Source organism: Segatella copri (assembly GCF_003465495.1).
GTDB lineage: Bacteria > Bacteroidota > Bacteroidia > Bacteroidales > Bacteroidaceae > Prevotella > Prevotella copri_G.
The window spans coordinates 40,616-59,166 of sequence record NZ_QSAV01000019.1; the positions used below are offsets into that span (position 1 = coordinate 40,616).

Annotated in this window: 10 protein-coding genes; 8 read left to right on the top strand and 2 right to left on the bottom strand. The window is 46.6% G+C overall.

Annotation, left to right across the window (positions count from 1 at the left end; all coding sequences use genetic code 11):
- Nucleotides 1-47 precede the first annotated feature (47 nt).
- Complete coding sequence (gene kdsA / locus DWV53_RS07255; RefSeq protein ID WP_118152661.1) at nucleotides 48-797, bottom strand: 3-deoxy-8-phosphooctulonate synthase; 750 nt, start codon at nucleotides 795-797, stop codon at nucleotides 48-50.
- 76 nt (nucleotides 798-873) lie between these two features.
- Nucleotides 874-3,234, bottom strand: a complete 2,361-nt coding sequence (locus DWV53_RS07260; RefSeq protein ID WP_118152663.1) for a mechanosensitive ion channel family protein — start codon at nucleotides 3,232-3,234, stop codon at nucleotides 874-876.
- 176 nt (nucleotides 3,235-3,410) lie between these two features.
- Between DWV53_RS07260 and DWV53_RS07265 the strand changes: the two genes are divergently transcribed.
- The 8 genes from DWV53_RS07265 (at nucleotide 3,411) to DWV53_RS07300 (ending at nucleotide 18,428) form a co-directional block, all read left to right on the top strand.
- Entirely contained in the window at nucleotides 3,411-4,361 is a 951-nt protein-coding gene (locus DWV53_RS07265; RefSeq protein WP_118152665.1) for an ATPase, read from the top strand.
- A gap of 289 nt (nucleotides 4,362-4,650) precedes the next feature.
- Nucleotides 4,651-7,824 (top strand): SusC/RagA family TonB-linked outer membrane protein, encoded by a 3,174-nt coding sequence (locus tag DWV53_RS07270; protein WP_118152667.1) that lies wholly within the window; start codon nucleotides 4,651-4,653, stop codon nucleotides 7,822-7,824.
- 18 nt (nucleotides 7,825-7,842) lie between these two features.
- A complete protein-coding gene (locus DWV53_RS07275; RefSeq protein ID WP_118152669.1) occupies nucleotides 7,843-9,543 on the top strand; it encodes a RagB/SusD family nutrient uptake outer membrane protein in 1,701 nt (566 codons plus the stop codon).
- Between the two features lie 26 nt (nucleotides 9,544-9,569).
- A complete protein-coding gene (locus tag DWV53_RS07280; RefSeq protein ID WP_118152671.1) occupies nucleotides 9,570-11,471 on the top strand; it encodes a hypothetical protein in 1,902 nt (633 codons plus the stop codon).
- A 34-nt stretch (nucleotides 11,472-11,505) separates the two neighbouring features.
- Nucleotides 11,506-13,626, top strand: a complete 2,121-nt coding sequence (locus tag DWV53_RS07285) for a hypothetical protein (RefSeq protein WP_259318937.1) — start codon at nucleotides 11,506-11,508, stop codon at nucleotides 13,624-13,626.
- 30 nt (nucleotides 13,627-13,656) lie between these two features.
- Nucleotides 13,657-15,471 (top strand): cellulase family glycosylhydrolase, encoded by a 1,815-nt coding sequence (locus tag DWV53_RS07290; protein ID WP_118152679.1) that lies wholly within the window; start codon nucleotides 13,657-13,659, stop codon nucleotides 15,469-15,471.
- A 214-nt stretch (nucleotides 15,472-15,685) separates the two neighbouring features.
- Nucleotides 15,686-16,999, top strand: a complete 1,314-nt coding sequence (locus DWV53_RS07295; protein ID WP_118152673.1) for a glycoside hydrolase family 5 protein — start codon at nucleotides 15,686-15,688, stop codon at nucleotides 16,997-16,999.
- Nucleotides 17,000-17,141: 142 nt separating this feature from the next.
- A complete protein-coding gene (locus DWV53_RS07300; RefSeq protein ID WP_118152675.1) occupies nucleotides 17,142-18,428 on the top strand; it encodes a glycoside hydrolase 5 family protein in 1,287 nt (428 codons plus the stop codon).
- Nucleotides 18,429-18,551: the final 123 nt, after the last annotated feature.

An 18,551-nucleotide genomic window follows, 5' to 3' on the forward strand; every position in this document is an offset into this window, starting at 1 on the left:
AATTGGCTTTCCCTTCGGACGCCGAACGTTGTTTCTTCGTTCTTCACTTACAGGAGTTCTTCTATAAGTGATTCCAACTTGTTTAATTCCAGCATATTGGCTGCATCGCTCTTGCCCTGGTCTGGGTCTGGATGTACTTCAAAGAAGTAGCCTGTAGCTCCGAAAGCTTTAGCCGCCTTTGCCATTGCTGGAACGAATTTACGGTCGCCTACGGTCTTGCCGTCACCTGCACTCGGGCGCTGAACGCTATGGGTACAGTCCATGATGACATTTGGCACAATCTCCTTCATGTCAGGGATGTTTCTGAAATCTACCACGAGATTGTTATAGCCGAAACAGTTGCCGCGCTCTGTGAGCCAAACTTCCTTGGCACCGCTCTCCAATGCTTTCTCTACAGGATATTTCATATCTCTACCGCTCAGGAACTGTGCCTTCTTGATGTTGACGATTTTACCAGTCTTGGCTGCAGAAACCAGAAGGTCGGTCTGACGGCAGAGAAAGGCTGGAATCTGGAGAATATCACATACTTCGCCTGCAGCTGAAGCCTGATAACTCTCATGAATATCTGTTGTAACCTGAAGGTTGTACTTCTCCCTGATATCTCCCAGCATCTGGAGTCCTTTCTCCAGTCCTGGACCACGGAAAGAGTGGATGCTGGTACGGTTGGCTTTATCGAATGAAGCCTTGAATATGATTTGGGTTCCTAACTTTTCGTTGATGCGGACGAGTTCCTGAGCTACTGTTTCCAATAGTTCCATTGACTCGATGACGCAAGGACCTGCTATGAATGTTGCCATATCTTTTTATAGTTTATAGTTGATAGTTTATAGTTAATAGGGAGTAAACCTGCTATTAACTGTAAACTACAAACTGTTAATTATTAACTTGTTTAATTGTAATCTCACGCTGTGGGAACGGAATCTCGATGTTGTGATCGTTGAGCGTATCGTAGATGCACTCCATGATGGTGGCATCATCGATGGCTTGGGTAAGCACGTTCACCCATACCACAATTCTGAGTGTGATGCAACTGTCATCGAAACTTTTCAATAATACCTTCACCCCTTTGTCCTGATAGATACAGTCAAGTTTTATCAGGGCATCGATGAGAATCTGTTTCACTTCCTTCACATTACTGCCATAAGCAATACCTACCTCCAGAATATCCAACTCATAACCATGATTCTTGGTCATGTTCTTGTAGTTCTTCGAGAAAAGCTGCGAGTTCTGGAAGGCTATGACCGAACCGTCGGTAGCCTCCAGCATTGTAGAGGTATAACTGATACTGCTTACCTTACCACGGGTGCCGTCACAGATAATATAGTCACCCACCTTCACACGGCCCATCATCAGAGAGATGCCGTAGTAGATGTTCTCGAGAATATCCTTTGATGCAAAACCCAGACCGGTTGATAAGCCGGCAAAGATAGCAAGCAGCCATGATTTTCCTACCTGGAACACGTTTAGGGCTATCATCAGCCAGATACCCCAGATAATCACCTGCATCACGTTTTTGAACATCACAATCTTTGAGGCAGCAGATGTCGGGTCTGCCTTCTCGAAGTGATGGCGCATGAAGTCTACAGAAGTAATGTTGATGTAGTTGAACAGGAAGTACAGACAAGCTACCTCTGAAATGCTGAAGAGCGATGCTGTGAAGTTGCTGGTCTTGATGTAATCCTTGTTGAATATCTCCCAAGTAGTATCGCTCATGTTGAATACATCTGCTGCCCAGTAGATAGAGATGATGAACGAGAATACGCCTGAAATAGGGAGCAATACCTTATAGATAAAGCGATACAGCCATTTGTCGGTAATCGCCTTGTCAGCCAACTTCTTACGCTTGGCATATACGCTGAGCCATCCTTCGCAACAGGTGATGGTAAGCACGCAGGTAAGCTGCATGGTCCACCAGATGATAAGCTGGACAGCAAGCAGTGTGAAACCTGTCCAGGCAAAAATGGTACTTACTCCGAATACTGCAAGCGATATGAATGCGTATGTCTTGTCGGTACGCAATACATGATTGTGCTTTCTGCCAATTACATTCCACTGCCAGAGAGCGCAGAGCAGAAGGACTGGTGGAAAGATAAGGTTTACTAGGTCGTTTGGTATCAGGATGATACGGAACACGATAACGATGAAACCTACCAGCATCAATGGCGAATAGATACGGAAGGTATTCTTGATCTTATCGTTGTCTACACGTAGCAGGATAGATACCAGGATGACGCCAACCAGCCAGGAATATTCTACCAGCAGCTGGCTTGCCATAATCACGAAGTTCTGGGTAACCGCCATTCTTACGATACCCAGGATGAATGCGAAGGTTACTACCGTCATCGCCATGATAAGGCATGGTCGTTTTGCCATAAAACTTTCCTTTCTGTTCTCGAACATACCATGCTTCATGAGTTGGGTAATCACGATGCGGATGGTAAAGAGATTGAGGAAGATGGAGATGAGCCCCCAGAAGACGATGATACCAAAGAGGATGAAGATGATACGAACATCCCATTGTGACATCATGCCTGGTACGGGCTTGTATTTCTCGGTTACAGACGTCTTCGCCTCCTTATAGTTCATGCTGATATTGCGGAGTATACGCAGATAGTTGTCGCCTCCATTATTGAAGATGCTGTTCTGGATATCTTCATATCTGCGGTTGGCATAGTCGTTGAGTGCCTGTAGCTTACGGTCGGTTCTGTCGTAAGCCTGCACATAGGCTTGCAGCTGTTTCTGTTTCTCTACCAGCTGGCGGCGGATATTGACTGCCAGAGTCAGGTCTACGTTTCGGTTCACCTGTGCTTCTTCGCTGAGAAACATGGTGTTCATGCCGTAGAGATAGTTGATGAGCGAATCGAAACGCGCCACCTCAACATTGTTCTTCTTGATCATCTGGCGGAAAGGAACAGCCTTCGACTTAAACTTCTTAAACTGCTCTGTAGCCTCATGACAGGCATACGTCATGTCGAAAATATACCCATTGCGCTGCGAATAGAGCATGATGGAGTTCTGGTCAGCCTGTTTCACAATACTGATGAGCTCCTGAATCACAGCCAACTGTTGAGCCTTGGCAGCTTGGTTCTGTTTCTCCAAGTCTATGTGATAGTTGGTCAATTCTGTACGCAGCATATAGAGCGTTGTGTCCAAGTTGGCTTCCTTGAGCACTGCGTTGCTTGGCAGCACGAATGCCACCATCAGCAGAATTATGATGTATAGTCTCTTCTTCATATTTAGTAAATTTGACTGCAAAGTTATTAATAATTCGTGAAAAAGCAAAGAGAAAACCGCCTTTTTTGATATATTAGCACCTTTACGTTCGATTTTTAGGGTTATCTTTTGCATTTTTCATATAAATTGATTACATTTGCAACGTCAAAGGATACGTTAATTAATCAGATAAGAATATGAAGATACTCATAGCAGATAGTGGCAGCACCAAGACCGATTGGGCTCTGGTTGATGAACAGGGTAACGTGATGGTTACCTGTAAGACGCAGGGCATCAGTCCGATTCATCAGAGTGATGCCGAGATTTTGGATGTATTGTGTAAGGAACTTGTTCTGTCAGAGCAGCCTCAGGAGGTTTTCTTTTATGGCAGTGGAGTAACCGAGGCGATGAAGTCTCGCATGAAATCACTCTTGCAGCAGTCTTTTCCCGAAGCCAAGGTTGAGGCAGAAGGTGATATGCTAGGAGCAGCCCGTGCCCTCTTTGGCAAGAAACCGGGTATCGCCTGTATTTTGGGAACCGGTGCCAATAGTTGTCTTTACGATGGAGAGAAGATTGTGATGAACACGCCTCCGTTGGGATATATTCTGGGCGATGAGGGTAGTGGGGCAGTAATCGGCAAACTTTTCCTCAATGGTATCTTCAAGGGCACATTGCCTGTATCGCTAAAGAATAAATATCTTGCCTGGTCGGGCTTGGATTATCCTACTATTATTAATAAGGTGTACAGACAGCCGCTTGCCAATCGCTTCCTGGCTTCCATCTGTCCTTTTATCTCAGAACAGATAGCAGAAGGTGAGAAACACGAGAACGGGACTGACGAACTGAACGAAGCGATGGCTCTCTATCGCATGATACTGGAGAGTTTCAATCAGTTCTACGCAAAGAATCTCACACCTTATATTAAATATGTCAAGGCGAGCACCGAGGATATAAGCCAGTTGGAGCCAGGCATGAAGGCATGGCATTCATCCTTGGAAGAAGAAATCCCGATGCTTGGTTTTGTTGGAAGCATTGCCTATTACTTTGAATCACCTTTGAGAAATGTGATGGAGGATGAGTTTCATCTCAAGATTTCCCAGATTTTGAAAGCTCCGATGCCGGGGTTGATAAAATATCATATTAATTAAGCAATTTTTGCACCAAAATGTATTTTATGCTACATTTTGGTGCTTTTTCGTTAAAAAATGTAGGTTGCGCAACATTTTATACGTAATTGATTAACCAAAACATACCCCATTGTGTCTGTTTTTTATCTATCTTTGCCCCCGAAAAGTAAATGTAAACAACGATAAATCGAGGCAATCCTCATAACCGAGGCTTATACCTTATTTATATAAAGGCAATATTCGACCTATGTTACATAGGCCCTATATTACACCTAGAAGCAACAATTATTAATTTAAACCTAAAGTAATTATGAGAAAAACATCTCAGAAATTCTCGCAGAGCCACATGCTCTGCAAAGTTGCTCTGGTAGCCATCATGTTGGTGTTCCAGGCAATGTTAGGAATCGGAGCGGGTGTCCTCAATGCTCAGACGGTTAAGGGTACTGTCATCTCTGGCAGTGACAATGAACCATTGATTGGTGCAAGTGTCATGGTGCAGGGTACAAAGACGGGTGCCGTTACTGACCTGGATGGTAACTTTACCATTGAAGCAAAAAATGGACAAACACTCGAAGTTTCGTATCTGGGCTTTATTACCCAAAAGATTAAAGTTACAGGTTCGACAATCAACGTAACCTTAAATGAAGACAAGCAGTCACTTGATGAAGTTGTCGTAGTAGGTTACGGTGTTCAGAAGAAAAAGCTGGTGACGGGTGCTAACATCAACGTGAAGGGTGATGACATCGCCAAGTTGAACACTTCCAATCCGCTTCAGGCGCTCCAGGGACAGACTCCTGGTATGAGCATCATCTCAACATCCGGTCAGCCGGGTTCCGGTTTGAAGGTAAACATCCGTGGTATGGGTACCGTGAGTGGTTCTGATCCGCTTTACATCATTGATGGTGTACGTGGTGACATCGCTTCTCTGAATCCTGCCGATATCGAGAGCATTGATGTGCTGAAGGATGCGGCATCGGCTGCCATCTATGGTTCGCAGTCGGCCAATGGTGTGGTTCTGATTACTACCAAGAGTGGTAAGGAAGGCCGTGCCGTGGTTAGCTTCGACGGCTATGTAGGTTGGCAGAACAAGCCACGCAGCATTGATATGCTCAATGCCAGGGAGTATATGACTATTCTGGATGAGGCTGCCATCAACTCAGGTAAGAACGCCTACGACTGGAGCAAATACAAGAGTATCTATGATGCCAATGGCGATTTGATTGACACCGACTGGGTAGATCAGATGTTTGTGAAGAATGCCAAGACTTCTTCTTATAATATAGGTGTAAATGGTGGTAGCAAGACTGCCAATTATGCCATGACGCTGGGTTATATGAACCAGGAAGGTATTGTTGGCGGCAAGGACGTCAGCAATTATGAACGTTACAACTTCCGTGTCAATTCCGACTGGAAGGTGAAGGACTGGTTGAAGGTGGGTGAGCAGATCAGTTTCATCTATACCCAGAATACGGGTATCGCTGTGGGCAATGCTTACAACAACACTCTGCGCAGTGCCTTCAATACCTCTCCATTGTCGCCAGTCTATAGCGACAACAACAAGTATGATTCTCCTTTTAATGATACCAGCAACAGCGACTGGTATAATGCCGATGGCAACCCATACGGCTTGATGATGACGAACAATAACAATCAGACGAATGCAGCCCGTTTCACCGGTAATGTGTATGCGGAGATTGAGCCTATCAAGAACTTGAAGTATCGCACTGTAGTAGGTTACGAATATTATGCAAGCGATTACCGTTCGTTTACTCCTCTCTATCAGTTCTCCATTTATAGCTACAACACAGCCAACCGTACCAGTGTGAACCAGAATATGGGACATAACTGGCAGTTGACCTGGACCAACACCCTGTCTTACGACTTCAAGGTAAAGGATCATAGCTTCACAGCCTTGGCAGGTATGGAGTCCTGGCGCTTTGATGGCGTAGGTGTAAGTGCATCCAATGCCACCCTGAAGAGTGGCTTTGCCGACTGGAACCATGCTTATGTAAGCAATGGTACCGCTGCTACCGCTACCGATGGTCTGGGTGCTAGCGGTGCTCCTTCTCTGTCACAGCGCATGGTGAGCTACTTTGGTCGTGTAAGCTGGAACTGGAAGGAAACCTATATGGCAACAGCTACCCTGCGTGCCGATGCTTCTTCTAAGTTTGCCCGTAGCAACCGCTGGGGCTACTTCCCTTCTGTTTCTGCCGGTTGGATTGTAACCAATGAAAAATGGGTGAAGCCTCTGCTCAAGGTGCTTGATTATGCCAAGGTGCGTGCAAGCTGGGGACAGGTTGGTAACCAGAATATTGGCGACCTGATGTTTATTTCTCCTATCTCAACATCGGGTGCTTACTATAACTTCGGTACGGCTTTGGGTGCTGACGGACAGTCAAATTACTATGGTGCTTACGAAAGCCGTCTGTCTAACGAGAATGTGAAGTGGGAAACTTCAGAGCAGTTGGACTTCGGTTTGGATTTGCGTCTCCTGGGCAAGCTGAATGTCAACATCGACTGGTATAAGAAGACCACCAAAGACTGGTTGCTGGTTAAGCCTATCCCAGGCACAGCCGGTACGGGAGCCCCTTATTTCAATGGAGGTGACGTAGAGAATACCGGTATAGAAATCGGTTTGGGCTGGAACGACAACATTGGTAGAGATTTCAACTACTATGTGAATGTCAACGGTGCCTATAATAAGAATAAGGTGGGAAGCATCCCTACATCCGATGGTATCATTCATGGTACCGATGGTAATGGTCAGCTCTATGATAACTCTACCGAGTTCTACCGTTGCAGCAATGGCGAACCAATCGGTTACTTCTGGGGTTACAAGACCGCTGGTATCTTCCAGAACCAGAAAGAAATCAACGAGTGGGTAGCGGCAGGCAATGGCGTACTTCAGGGGTCTTCTGTAAAACCTGGCGATGTAAAGTATTACGATGTCAACCACGATGGTACCATCAATGATGCCGACAAGGTAAACCTGGGCAATGGTATGCCAGACTTTACCTATGGTTTCTCACTCGGTTTCGGCTACAAGGGACTCGACTTCTCTGTAACCGCCAACGGTTCTGTAGGCAACGACATCGTTCAGAGCTACCGCAATGTAGGTGCCAAGACTGCCAACTACACTTCAGCTATTCTGCAGCGCTGGACAGGTGAGGGAACATCCAACAAATATCCACGTGTAACAGAGACCAATGTGAACTATCAGTTCTCCGACCTCTTTATCCAGGATGGTGACTTCCTGAGAATCAGCAACATCACCTTAGGTTATGATTTTGCCAAGCTGCTTCATCAGAAGTTCGTATCTCAGGCCCGTTTGTACTTCCAGGTTCAGAATGCGTTTACCTTTACCAAGTATGACGGCATGGACCCAGAAATCGGTTATGGTGTCAATAGTTGGGCATCAGGCGTAGATTTGGGTTACTATCCACGTCCACGTACCTTCATGGTAGGTTTGAATCTTAAGTTCTAATTTAAAGGAGATATCATTATGAAGACAAATAAAATAAAGATAGCCGCTTTGGGTATTTTGGCTATGGGAGGTCTGGCATCTTGCAGCGACAGTTGGCTGGATGTGGCTTCCAAGACAGAATCAAATTCCGGCAATTTCTATAAGAGTCAGGAAGATGGACTTCGCTCGCTCTATGCCTGCTACGATGGTTGGCAGCGTACCGTTTCAGATGGTCCTTCGTTCACCGTCTATCAGTTGACCGAGACGATGAGTGATGAGTGCTTTGGCGGTACGGGTAACACCGATGGCCGCAACACGCAGATTCTCGACCGTTTCGACATGAATCAGGCACCGTCTTATACCGATATGCACGAAACCTTGTGGAAGAGCTATTATGCAGCCATCTTCCGCTGCAATGAGTTTATCGATAAGGGTGAAGGCATTACCTGGGATGATGAGAATGCAAAGAACACCTATCTGGGTGAGGCTCATGCCCTTCGTGCCTTGTGCTATTTCGATATGCTTCGCCTTTGGGAGAACATCCCGCTGCTGGAACATGCCACCAGCGATGTGGTTCCGCAGGCTGTTCCTGACTCTGTATATAGTCTGGTGTTTAGAGATTTGAAGTATGCCATCGAGCATATTCCTGCCAATGCCTATCCTAAGAAGGATGCGGCTTCCAATGATGGACATATCACCAAGTATGGTGCCGAGGCAATTCTGGCTCGCGCGTACCTCTTCTATAGTGGCTATTATGGCAAGGAGCCTGATCAGTTGGGCTTGACCAAGGCGGATGCCCTGGCAGCCTGCGAGGATATCATCTCCAGTGGCGAGTTCAGTCTGGTACCTCGATTCAGAGATTTGTGGCCAGCTTCTGCTGATGACAAGAGCGGTGACCACGTAGGACTTTGGGCACATGAGAACTCTTCCTGGGCTGGTCCTGGAAACCCAGAGACCATACTCTCGATGAAGTTCAACTACACAGCCGATTATAATGGCAACAATGATGGTAACCGTTTCCAGGTAATGATAGGAATGCGTACCGGTAGTCTGGTTTACGAAGGCTATGGCCAGGGTTGGGGTGCATGCACTGTTACACCATCCATTGCTTCAGCCTATGCTACGGGTGATACCCGCCGTTCAGCCTCTATCATCGATGCTTCACAGTTGAAGGATTACGAGAACACCTATCTTGCCGACCAGCGTGAATACACCGGATATTTCGTGAAGAAATATACCCCTTTGTCTAAGCACGAAACTGCTGGTGATGGCAAGTTGCAGCATTACACGGAAACAGTTGGTGCAGGCGATTTCCAAATCAGTCAGTTCCAGGATTGGGTCCTCGTCCGTTACGCCGATGTCCTGTTGATGGCAGCAGAGTTGGGCAGTCCTAATGCCCAGTCTTACTTCGACCAGGTTCGCAAGCGTGCTTATACCGAGGATGATGGCACCACCCTGAGTGGCAACTATTCTCAGCAGACAGCCACCAAGGAGAACATCCTGAAAGAGCGCAAGCTTGAGTTTGCCTTCGAGGGAATCCGCTATTGGGATCAGCTCCGTCAGGGCGTGGAGCAGGCAGCCAAGGAGATTGCCGGTTCCTGGGAAGTGAAGGATGGTGGCGAGAAAACCACCGTATCCATCAGTGCCGAGAATATCATCAAGAAACGTGGTTTGATTCAGATTCCTATCACCGAGATCGGACTTTCTCATGGTCTCCTGAAACAGAATCCAGGTTGGTAATTCTAACTTTTTAAAGTATTGGTTTTATGAAGATTATAAATAAAATATATTCGCTTTTGGCAGCTGTCATGATTCTCGTCATGGCGAGCTGCTCTCCAGACGAGTTTGGTCTGGGCGATAAGAACTTGTCTTCTGAGGATTTGGCTGAGAACATCGCCTTCACGATTACTCACGACGAAAGCAATCCTAATATTGTCAAGTTCAAGAGTCTGTTGCCATCGAGCTATTCGGTGGTCTTTGATACGCCTCAGGGACGTTTCCAGCAGGATGAGGTGAGCCTGAAGATTCCTTTCAATGGTACCTATCAGGCACGTATCGGTGTTGAAACCCGCGGCGGTTTCCTCTGGGGACCCTACGCCGAGTTCAAGGTAGATGATTTCTGTGCCGAATTCGTTACCGATCCTCTGTGGACCTATCTGAGTGGCGGCGTAGGCAAATCGAAGCGATGGAAGTTGGATATCGATGCCAATGTCATCACCAAGCATTCAGACCTCTGGGCAGGTCCGCTCGGATTCTGGGGTATGGATGATGACTGGAGTACCTGCATGATGGGACAGACCGCTGCAGCCGGCGACCATTGGAACTGGACTCCTGATGTCCCAGGCAACTCCTGGGTGATGTCGGCTATGGACTATGGTTATATGGAGTTCGACCTGATTGGCGGTGCCCATGTCACCGTATATAATGCTGAGACCGGTGAGACCCTCAAGGGTACTTACATGCTGGATACAGACAATCATACCATCACCTTCTCGGATGCGGAACTGCTCCACAATTCGGGACATGACCAGGTTGCTACCAACTGGCGTAGCGGACTGAAGCTGATGGGACTTGCCGACGACCGTTTGCAGATAGCAACAGTTCGAGACAATTCTGATGAGGGCAAGTGCTTGCTTTGCTACAACTTCGTTTCAGAGGAATACTGGGACAATTGGACTCCTTCCGCGCCAGAGAACACCCAGGTGAAGCCAACGCTGATGACTGACTGGCGCGACTGGGTAGAGCAGAAGACCAATAAGGAAATCACCTACAAGTTGGCTAACCCTGATAATGAAGAGGGACGGCAGTTTGACTATTGCAACCTCGACGGTAGTGCCAAGGGCATTCAGCTTACAGCAGCTAGTGGTATCGAGGATGCAACCCTCGTGATGAACAGCGAGTCAAAGAGTTATATCTATACCGCTCCTGATGGAAGTCAGGTTTCCGGTAAATATACCTTGAACGATGAAGGCGTATTCACTTTCGACAAGGGCTTCGGAAATACCCAGCTTTCTGCAACGGGCAATTACAACATGCATGCCAATGCCGACAACACCCTGCGTATTCTGAAAGTCAGCAAGGATGACTATACCGGACATCTGAAGGATTTGTGGCTCGGTAGCCAGTGTCTTGATGACCAGGGCAATCTCTATCAGTATCAGGCATACCACTGGGTAGCCCAGAGCGCAAGTTCTGCATCAGGTCCTAAGTATAAGGCAAACCTCTTCTTCAACAACTCCGGTTGGGGCTGGAAGCACGATGGCGATATCGCCAACTATATGAGCACCAATGTGTTCATCACAGGCGATGGCGACTATTCCTTGAAGTTTGAGGGTGCAGAGAGCAATCCATATCTTCTCTACATCGACGTCAACAAGATTCTGAAGGACAATCCAAACTGCGATATCACCATCAAGAGCATCAAGGTAGATGGCAAGAGTGTTGATTTTGATGATACACTCATCCCAAGAGGATATACAGATGACGACCCAAGTACCAACTCCTTCCGTCGTTATGTATTGAACCCATGGGGACCTGCCGCATGCTTCAAGTTTGATTCCGGCAAAAATGAGTTTACCGACTTCAAGTGTTCTTCAAGCATCGAAGTGGTTATCACCGTGAAGATGGATACAGGTGCTCCTGTAGTGACACCTTCAGAGGGTAAATAAGATTAGAAACTTTAATGTGGATTAGATTATGAAAATGAAATATTTAGCAGGTGTGATGCTGCTGATGGCCGGTCTTTGCTCGCTCTCTTCCTGTAGCGATGATGACTACTCTGCAGCCACAGGAAATGTAATTAGCACCATTGAGACGGGTGATGCTTCTGTTACTGCTATTTCGGCAGTAGTCAGCGGCAAGGTCTTGGACTTGAGTAAGCAGGATGCCGGTGCCTATGCGGTGGGTGTTGTTTACGGTACCAACCCCGATCCTACCACAGCCGGCTCCAAGCAGCCTGGCGTGATTGATGCCGAAGGTAATGTAACCGCCACTCTCTCGGGATTGACCAAGGGCAATACCTATTATTATGCCACTTACGTACAGTTACAGGGCATAGTAACCAAGTTTGGTGAGGTAAAGAGCTTCGTGGCTACTGATGCCCAGATTGCTACAGCCGGAGCCACGGATGTTACGGCTACCAAGGCTACCCTGAGTGCTACAGCCAATGGCTTGGAAGGCATCCTGATAGAGGGAGAGACCCAGATGAACTATGGTTTCAAGATTTCAACCTCTGAGGCAGATGTAGAGAATGGTATCGATTATCCAATCTCTGCCAGTGCCAAGACCATCAGTCAACGTGTGGAAGGTTTGCTTCCTGGAACTACTTACTATTATACATCATATTTCGAGTTGGGCGATGGTTTTGTCTATGGTGAGACCAAGAGCTTTACCACTCCTGCTCAGACAATGGAATATGTTGACTTGGGTTTGAGCATCCTTTGGGCTAAATGCAACCTGGGTGCAGAATCAGAGGAAGAGACAGGTACCCTTCTGGGCTATGGTGATTTGACTGGTGTGAATCAGAGTACTTATCTCATCGATTACAATACAGTGGAGGATATCGCCGGTACGGATAAGGATATCTTGAAGAAGGTGAACGTGGATGCGGGTGCCTTGATGCGCAGTTCTACTCCTACAGCTGATCAGATGAGTGAGTTGATTGCCAATACCACTCAGACAGAAGTTGAGGTGAAGGGCGTGAAGGGTATCAGATTTACTGCAGCCAATGGCAACAGCATCTTTATGCCTTACACCGGTTACCGCAATGGAACTGCCAAGGTAGGTGAGGGCAACCAGGGCTTGTATTGGAGCGGCAATAACTATAGCATCGCTACGGATTATAGCCAGACGCTCAATCTGAGCAATGGTACTGCTTCATCTGGTGTTTCGGCCCGCAACCTGGGCTTGGCGATTCGTCCTGTTCGTATGTCACCTGAGTTGAAGGTTGATAATTCCAAATTGGTTGTCGGTGACCTTGAGAATAATGGTAGAATCCGTATCGAGATTTTCAACCAGTATGGTTCTACGGGCAGCAATCCTGGCATCAACCAGGCTCAGATTAAGTTTACCAAGAACATGGTGGTTACTTTCCGTCTTTCTGGTTTGACAGATAACATGAAGGAAGGTGCGGGCAGTCATGTGGCTGGTTTGGAATATGGTGATGCTTCTTGGGATCCAAGTCGCTGGTCAGCCTTTGATAATTCCAAGTATGATGCCAACGTTACTGGCGATGGTCTCTATACGGTTTGGATGGAGACAGGTGGTGCCGAGGCAGAAGGTGCAGCGGTATTCTGTGTGGATATCAACAATCTGGCAGCTGATGCCATCGATGCATCCAAGATTACTGCAGAGATTGTGAGCATCAAGTTTGATGTGGATCCTGAATTCTCTATGGATTTCTCCAAGACAGAGTTCGTCAACAAGGATGGCAAGGGCACAGACGGTCGCATTGAAATCTACAATGAGTATGGTAATACCAAGGCAAATGGAGTGGATGCTTCAGCCTTGTCATTCACTGGTAATCTGATTGTCAACTTCACCATCACAGGTATCGACGGCAACCTGAAGGATTCTGCTTCCAAGAACTACAAGACAGAACTTTCTTATGCCACACCTAGCTGGTATCCTAGCTACTGGGGCGGTTCTGAATTCGGTCGCACTTATGTGAAGGGCGATGGCACCTACGAAGTTTCCGCTTCTTTGGCAGATAAGTGCTCGGGTGCAGTGGTTTGGTCCATCGAACTCTACGATTTGTGGAAAGACCTGGTTGATCCTACTCAGGTTAAGGTTAAGATTAATCATGTCTTGACTCCAAGTAAGTAATCATACGTATTATTTTGATATTCTATGAATATGAAGAAAATAACAATTTTATCGTTTCTGATCATGGCTTTTGCCATGGTCAGTTTCTCAGCTTGTTCTGATGAGGATACCATCGGAGGCGGTGAAGGACTCTCTAAGGACTTCGTGGTTTCCCGTTCTGATATGGCGTTTACGAAGAATGGTGGTGAGACTGATTTATATGTCAAGGCGGCTCAGGTACCAACGGTTTCTACCGAAGCGGCTTGGTTGGCTGTAACTCCAGTGGCTGGCTCTTCTAGTATTACCCATCATTTTCTCATCAAGGCAGAGGCAAATACAGCCAATGATGACCGTTCGGCAACTATCACCGTAGCGGCTGGTTCTGATACCAAGACTATCACCGTGAGCCAGAACTCTACCGAGGGACTGCTCATATCATCAGGTAAAACCATGAATGTGGGGGCTGCCGGTGGTCAGGTTACTGTTACCCTGAAGGCAAATGCAAGTTATTCTCAGGTCATCAGCAATGACTGGGTGAGTGAGATTACTTCTCGTGCCAACATGGTGGAATACACCCGCAACTATTCGGTGGCTGCCAACATCAGCAATGCCCGTTCGGCAACCATCAGCTATACCATGGTGGTAAACGACAGTACTTCCATCACCGAAGCTGTTACCATTAACCAGGAGCAGGGTACTACTACTGGTGATATGAGCAAGACAGCTATGGATATTGCTGCCTTGATGTATCCGGGGTGGAATCTGGGTAATACGATGGAGGCAGGAAATGCTGCCAATAACTGGAAGAATGCCGGTATCGGTTCTGAAACTTTTTGGCAGTCGGCAAAGACTACCCAGCAGCTCATCGACCTGGTGAAGGCTTCCGGTTTCAAGAGCGTCCGTATTCCTTGTTCTTGGGTGATGGGTCACATCACAGAAGCTGAGGCTTGCACCATCGATGCCGATTGGCTGGCTCGTGTTCACGAGGTGGTAGATTACTGCATCAAGAACGATCTCTATGTCATCATCAACCAGCATTGGGATGGTGGATGGATTGAGCATGATGGCTTCACTGCTGCTACTGATGTGGATGCTACCAAGGCAAAACTCACCAAGATTTGGACTCAGATAGCCAATAGTTTCAAGAATTATGACGAGCGTCTTATCTTTGCCGGTATGAATGAGCCTGGTGTGGGTGGCGGTGATGCCAATGCATTGCTGGGCACTGCGGATTTGGCCAATAGAATTGCTGAATATGAGCAGACTTTCATTGAGGCGGTTCGTGCCACAGGTGGCAACAATGCCAAGCGAGTTCTGATAGTTCAGGGCCCTAATACCGATATCGATAAATTCGTAGCCAACAACTACATGTCTAAGATTAAGGATTCTGCTACCGACCGACTGATGGTAGAGGTTCACTTCTATGATCCATATAATTTTACCGATTTGAGTGAAGACAAGGATTGGGGTAAGTATTGCCTCTATTGGGGCAAGAACAACACCAATGGTTCTGAGGCTGGTCGTACAGCTGATGCCAAATACAACGAGGATTATGTAGAGGCTCAGATGAAGAAGATGAAGACCAACTTCTTCGACAAGGGCTATCCTGTAGTGATTGGTGAGTTTGGTGCCAACCAGCGTCTGGCCATCGGTAAGGATGCTGTTCATGATGCATCAGTTAAGGACTATTACAAGGCTGTTGTAACTAGTGCTATCAATAATGGTTGTGTTCCAATGGCTTGGGATACAAATAGTAATTATCCTAGTATGACTATCTTCAACCGTGCTGGTGCAAGTGTTAGCAATGCTAATATGCTTGAGAGTATTAAGGCTGCTGTTGCTGCAGCAAAGTGGCCTGCTAAATAAAAAACGAGATATTAAGTCTTTAGGTTTAATATAAAGTGTGTGGGCGCATATCAGGGGAATTTTTCTCTGATGTGCGTCCTTTTTTTGTGCAAATATCGTACATCCTAACATAATATACCTATCCTTTTATCAAAAGTATACATTCACGCTACAGTTTTTTCGATATCTTTGCAACATGATAACTTCAAAACCCGATAATACGTTTGATTGATATATGAAGAAGATAGTTATGATTATATTGGCTGCCGCTCATTTCGCTTGGGCTGGTGCACAGGTTAAACCAGTGGATGGTCGTATCTCGAAAATGAAACTCACGGCTACCGAACTGGCTCACTATATGGCTCCAGGAGTCAACCTGGGTAATACGATGGAGGCGTGCGATTGGAATGATGTCTTTACCAATCAGGCAGGACTGAAGTCAGAAACTTCATGGCAGAATGATAAGACTACTGAGAGCTATATCCGGAGTTTGAAACAGCAGGGATTCAACAGTCTTCGCATTCCTACATCCTGGGTGGCTGGACATCTTGCGGATAAGGAGAATATGACCATAGATTCTGTCTGGATGAAACGAATCAAGGAAATCGTAAACTATGGTCTCAATGCCGGTCTCTGTGTCATCATCAACGAACACTGGGATGGCGGATGGATGGAGCATGATGCCTTTACCAGTGGGGTGAATGTGGCAGAGCATAAGGAAATGTTCCGCAAACTGTGGACGAATATCGCCAAGGAATTCAAGGCTTATGACCAGCGGGTTCTCTTTGCTGCCCTCAACGAACCGGGAGTGGGAGGTGCCAGTCCGCAGGTTCAAGGCGACATGCTGGCTCCTGATAGTAAGGAGTTTGCCGACCGTCTCCTGGCATACGAACAGGTGTTTATCGATGCCGTCCGTGCTACCGGTGGTAATAATTCCAGTCGTGTGCTCATCGTACAGACTCCAAAGACCGAGATTGATTTGGCTGCCAAGGATTCTTACGACATCACCCGTCTGAAAGATAATGCGAAGAACCGTCTGATGGCAGAGGTTCATTTCTACGATCCTTATATATTTACCCTGATGGACAAAGATGCCGATTGGGGCAAGGTGGCTCTTTATTGGAAAGGACATGCGCCTGCCGATGACCAGGGACGAACCGTAAACACCATCTGGTATAATAATAAGAACGTGGATGCCTACCAGCATATCACCAATCAGGTGATGAAGATGAAACAGAAGTTTGTAGATCAGGGCTATCCGGTAGTCATCGGCGAATATGGTGCCAACCGTAAGGATGCCTCTCTCTTCGGTGGTAATCAGGAGAAGCATAATGAGAGTATGATGGCATGGTATGGTGCTGTGACTGCCGAAATGATGAAGGCAGGTCTTATCCCGTATGTCTGGGATATCAATGTGCAGCCTCTTCCTCACATGACCATCTTCGACAGAAAGAAGCAGGTGGTTTCCGACTCCTATATATTTAAAGGTGTGATGCAGGGAGCAGCCGAAGGGATGGAAGATTACCAGAAAATCTATCCGAAACCTTAGAAAAAAGCAGAAAAAGCAATAATAAATAAGCATAGTTTAGATTTATATGTAGAAAGGGCAAAAAAGTATCATGCTTTTTTGCCCTTATTTAGTATCTTTGCAACCGAAAATGAATCTTTAAACTGTAAACTTAAATAAATAAATGAAGAAGATATTTGTTTTTTTGATGATGGCATTGGCTACATGCAATATCTCTGCGAAGTCAAACTTTGTGCAGGTGAAGGACGGACATTTCGTTCGCGACGGTAAACCTTATTATTATGTAGGTACCAATTTCTGGTATGGTGCCATCCTCGGTTCAGAAGGACAGGGCGGCAACCGCGAGCGTCTCTGCAAGGAACTCGATAAGATGAAGGAGATGGGCATTGACAACCTCCGCATCCTGGTGGGCTCTGATGGAAAGCGAGGAGTGAAGACCAAGGTTGAGCCGACGCTGCAGGAAGCTCCGGGCGTTTATAACGATACGATTCTTGCCGGTCTCGACTATCTGCTGATGGAGATGGGCAAACGCAAGATGCTGGCCGTGCTCTATTTGAACAATTCCTGGGAATGGAGTGGCGGTTATGGCTATTACCTGGAGCAGGCTGGTTTGGGCCAGGCTCCCCGTCCTAACGAAGATGGATATCCTGCCTTCATGAACTTCGTCGCCAAATATGCATCCTGCGAAAAGGCGCATCAGCTTTTCTATGATTATGTGAAATTCATACTTACGCGAACCAACAGATATACAAAGAAGAAGTATAAGGACGACCCGGCTATCATGTCATGGCAGATAGGTAATGAGCCTCGTGCTTTCAGCAAAGAGCAGTTGCCTGCTTTCGAAAAGTGGCTGGGTGAAGCGAGCAAGCTGATCCGTTCGCTCGATAAGAATCATCTGATTTCTATCGGTAGCGAAGGCAAATGGGGATGTGAAGGTGAACTGAACTGTTGGGAACGGATCTGTGCCGACAAGAATGTGGATTATTGCAACATTCATCTTTGGCCATACAACTGGAGTTGGGCTAGAAAAGACCATTTGCAGGAAGATTTGGGAATCTCCTGCCAGAACACAAAGGACTATATTGATGAACATCTTGAGGTATGCGGACGTATCAGGAAACCATTGGTGATGGAGGAGTTCGGCTATCCTCGTGATGGTTTCTCTTTCTCAACTTCTTCTACAACAGAAGCACGTGATGGATATTATAAGTATGTGTTCAGTCTTGTTGGCGACAATGCAGCATCCGGCGGTTACTTTGCCGGTTGCAACTTCTGGGGATGGGGCGGCTTTGCCAATCCTAAGCATGAGCAGTGGCAGGTAGGTGATGACTACACCGGTGATCCTGCTCAGGAAGCGCAAGGTCTGAACTCCGTTTTCTCTACCGATAAATCTACATTGGATGTAGTAAAGACGCAGGTAGACAGAATGAAGAAGATTGGTAAGTTATAAGTTTAGTGAAATTGTTAGTTGTTTTAGGAGGGTGTGCCATCAGTTCATGGTGCACCCTCTTTTTTCTGGCTTTTTCGTGTCCTGTACTTCCCTGAAAAAGGTTGTCATTTAGGAACAAACAGA

Excerpts from the sequence above, each read along its gene's own strand:
- DWV53_RS07260 (WP_118152663.1), bottom strand. The coding sequence starts at position 3,234 with ATGAAGAAGAGACTATACATCATAATTCTGCTGATGGTGGCATTCGTG.
- DWV53_RS07265 (WP_118152665.1), top strand. The coding sequence starts at position 3,411 with ATGAAGATACTCATAGCAGATAGTGGCAGCACCAAGACCGATTGGGCT.
- DWV53_RS07290 (WP_118152679.1), top strand. The coding sequence starts at position 13,657 with ATGAAGAAAATAACAATTTTATCGTTTCTGATCATGGCTTTTGCCATG.
- DWV53_RS07285 (WP_259318937.1), top strand. The coding sequence starts at position 11,506 with ATGAAATATTTAGCAGGTGTGATGCTGCTGATGGCCGGTCTTTGCTCG.
- DWV53_RS07280 (WP_118152671.1), top strand. The coding sequence starts at position 9,570 with ATGAAGATTATAAATAAAATATATTCGCTTTTGGCAGCTGTCATGATT.
- kdsA (WP_118152661.1), bottom strand. The coding sequence starts at position 797 with ATGGCAACATTCATAGCAGGTCCTTGCGTCATCGAGTCAATGGAACTA.
- DWV53_RS07270 (WP_118152667.1), top strand. The coding sequence starts at position 4,651 with ATGAGAAAAACATCTCAGAAATTCTCGCAGAGCCACATGCTCTGCAAA.
- DWV53_RS07295 (WP_118152673.1), top strand. The coding sequence starts at position 15,686 with ATGAAGAAGATAGTTATGATTATATTGGCTGCCGCTCATTTCGCTTGG.
- DWV53_RS07275 (WP_118152669.1), top strand. The coding sequence starts at position 7,843 with ATGAAGACAAATAAAATAAAGATAGCCGCTTTGGGTATTTTGGCTATG.
- DWV53_RS07300 (WP_118152675.1), top strand. The coding sequence starts at position 17,142 with ATGAAGAAGATATTTGTTTTTTTGATGATGGCATTGGCTACATGCAAT.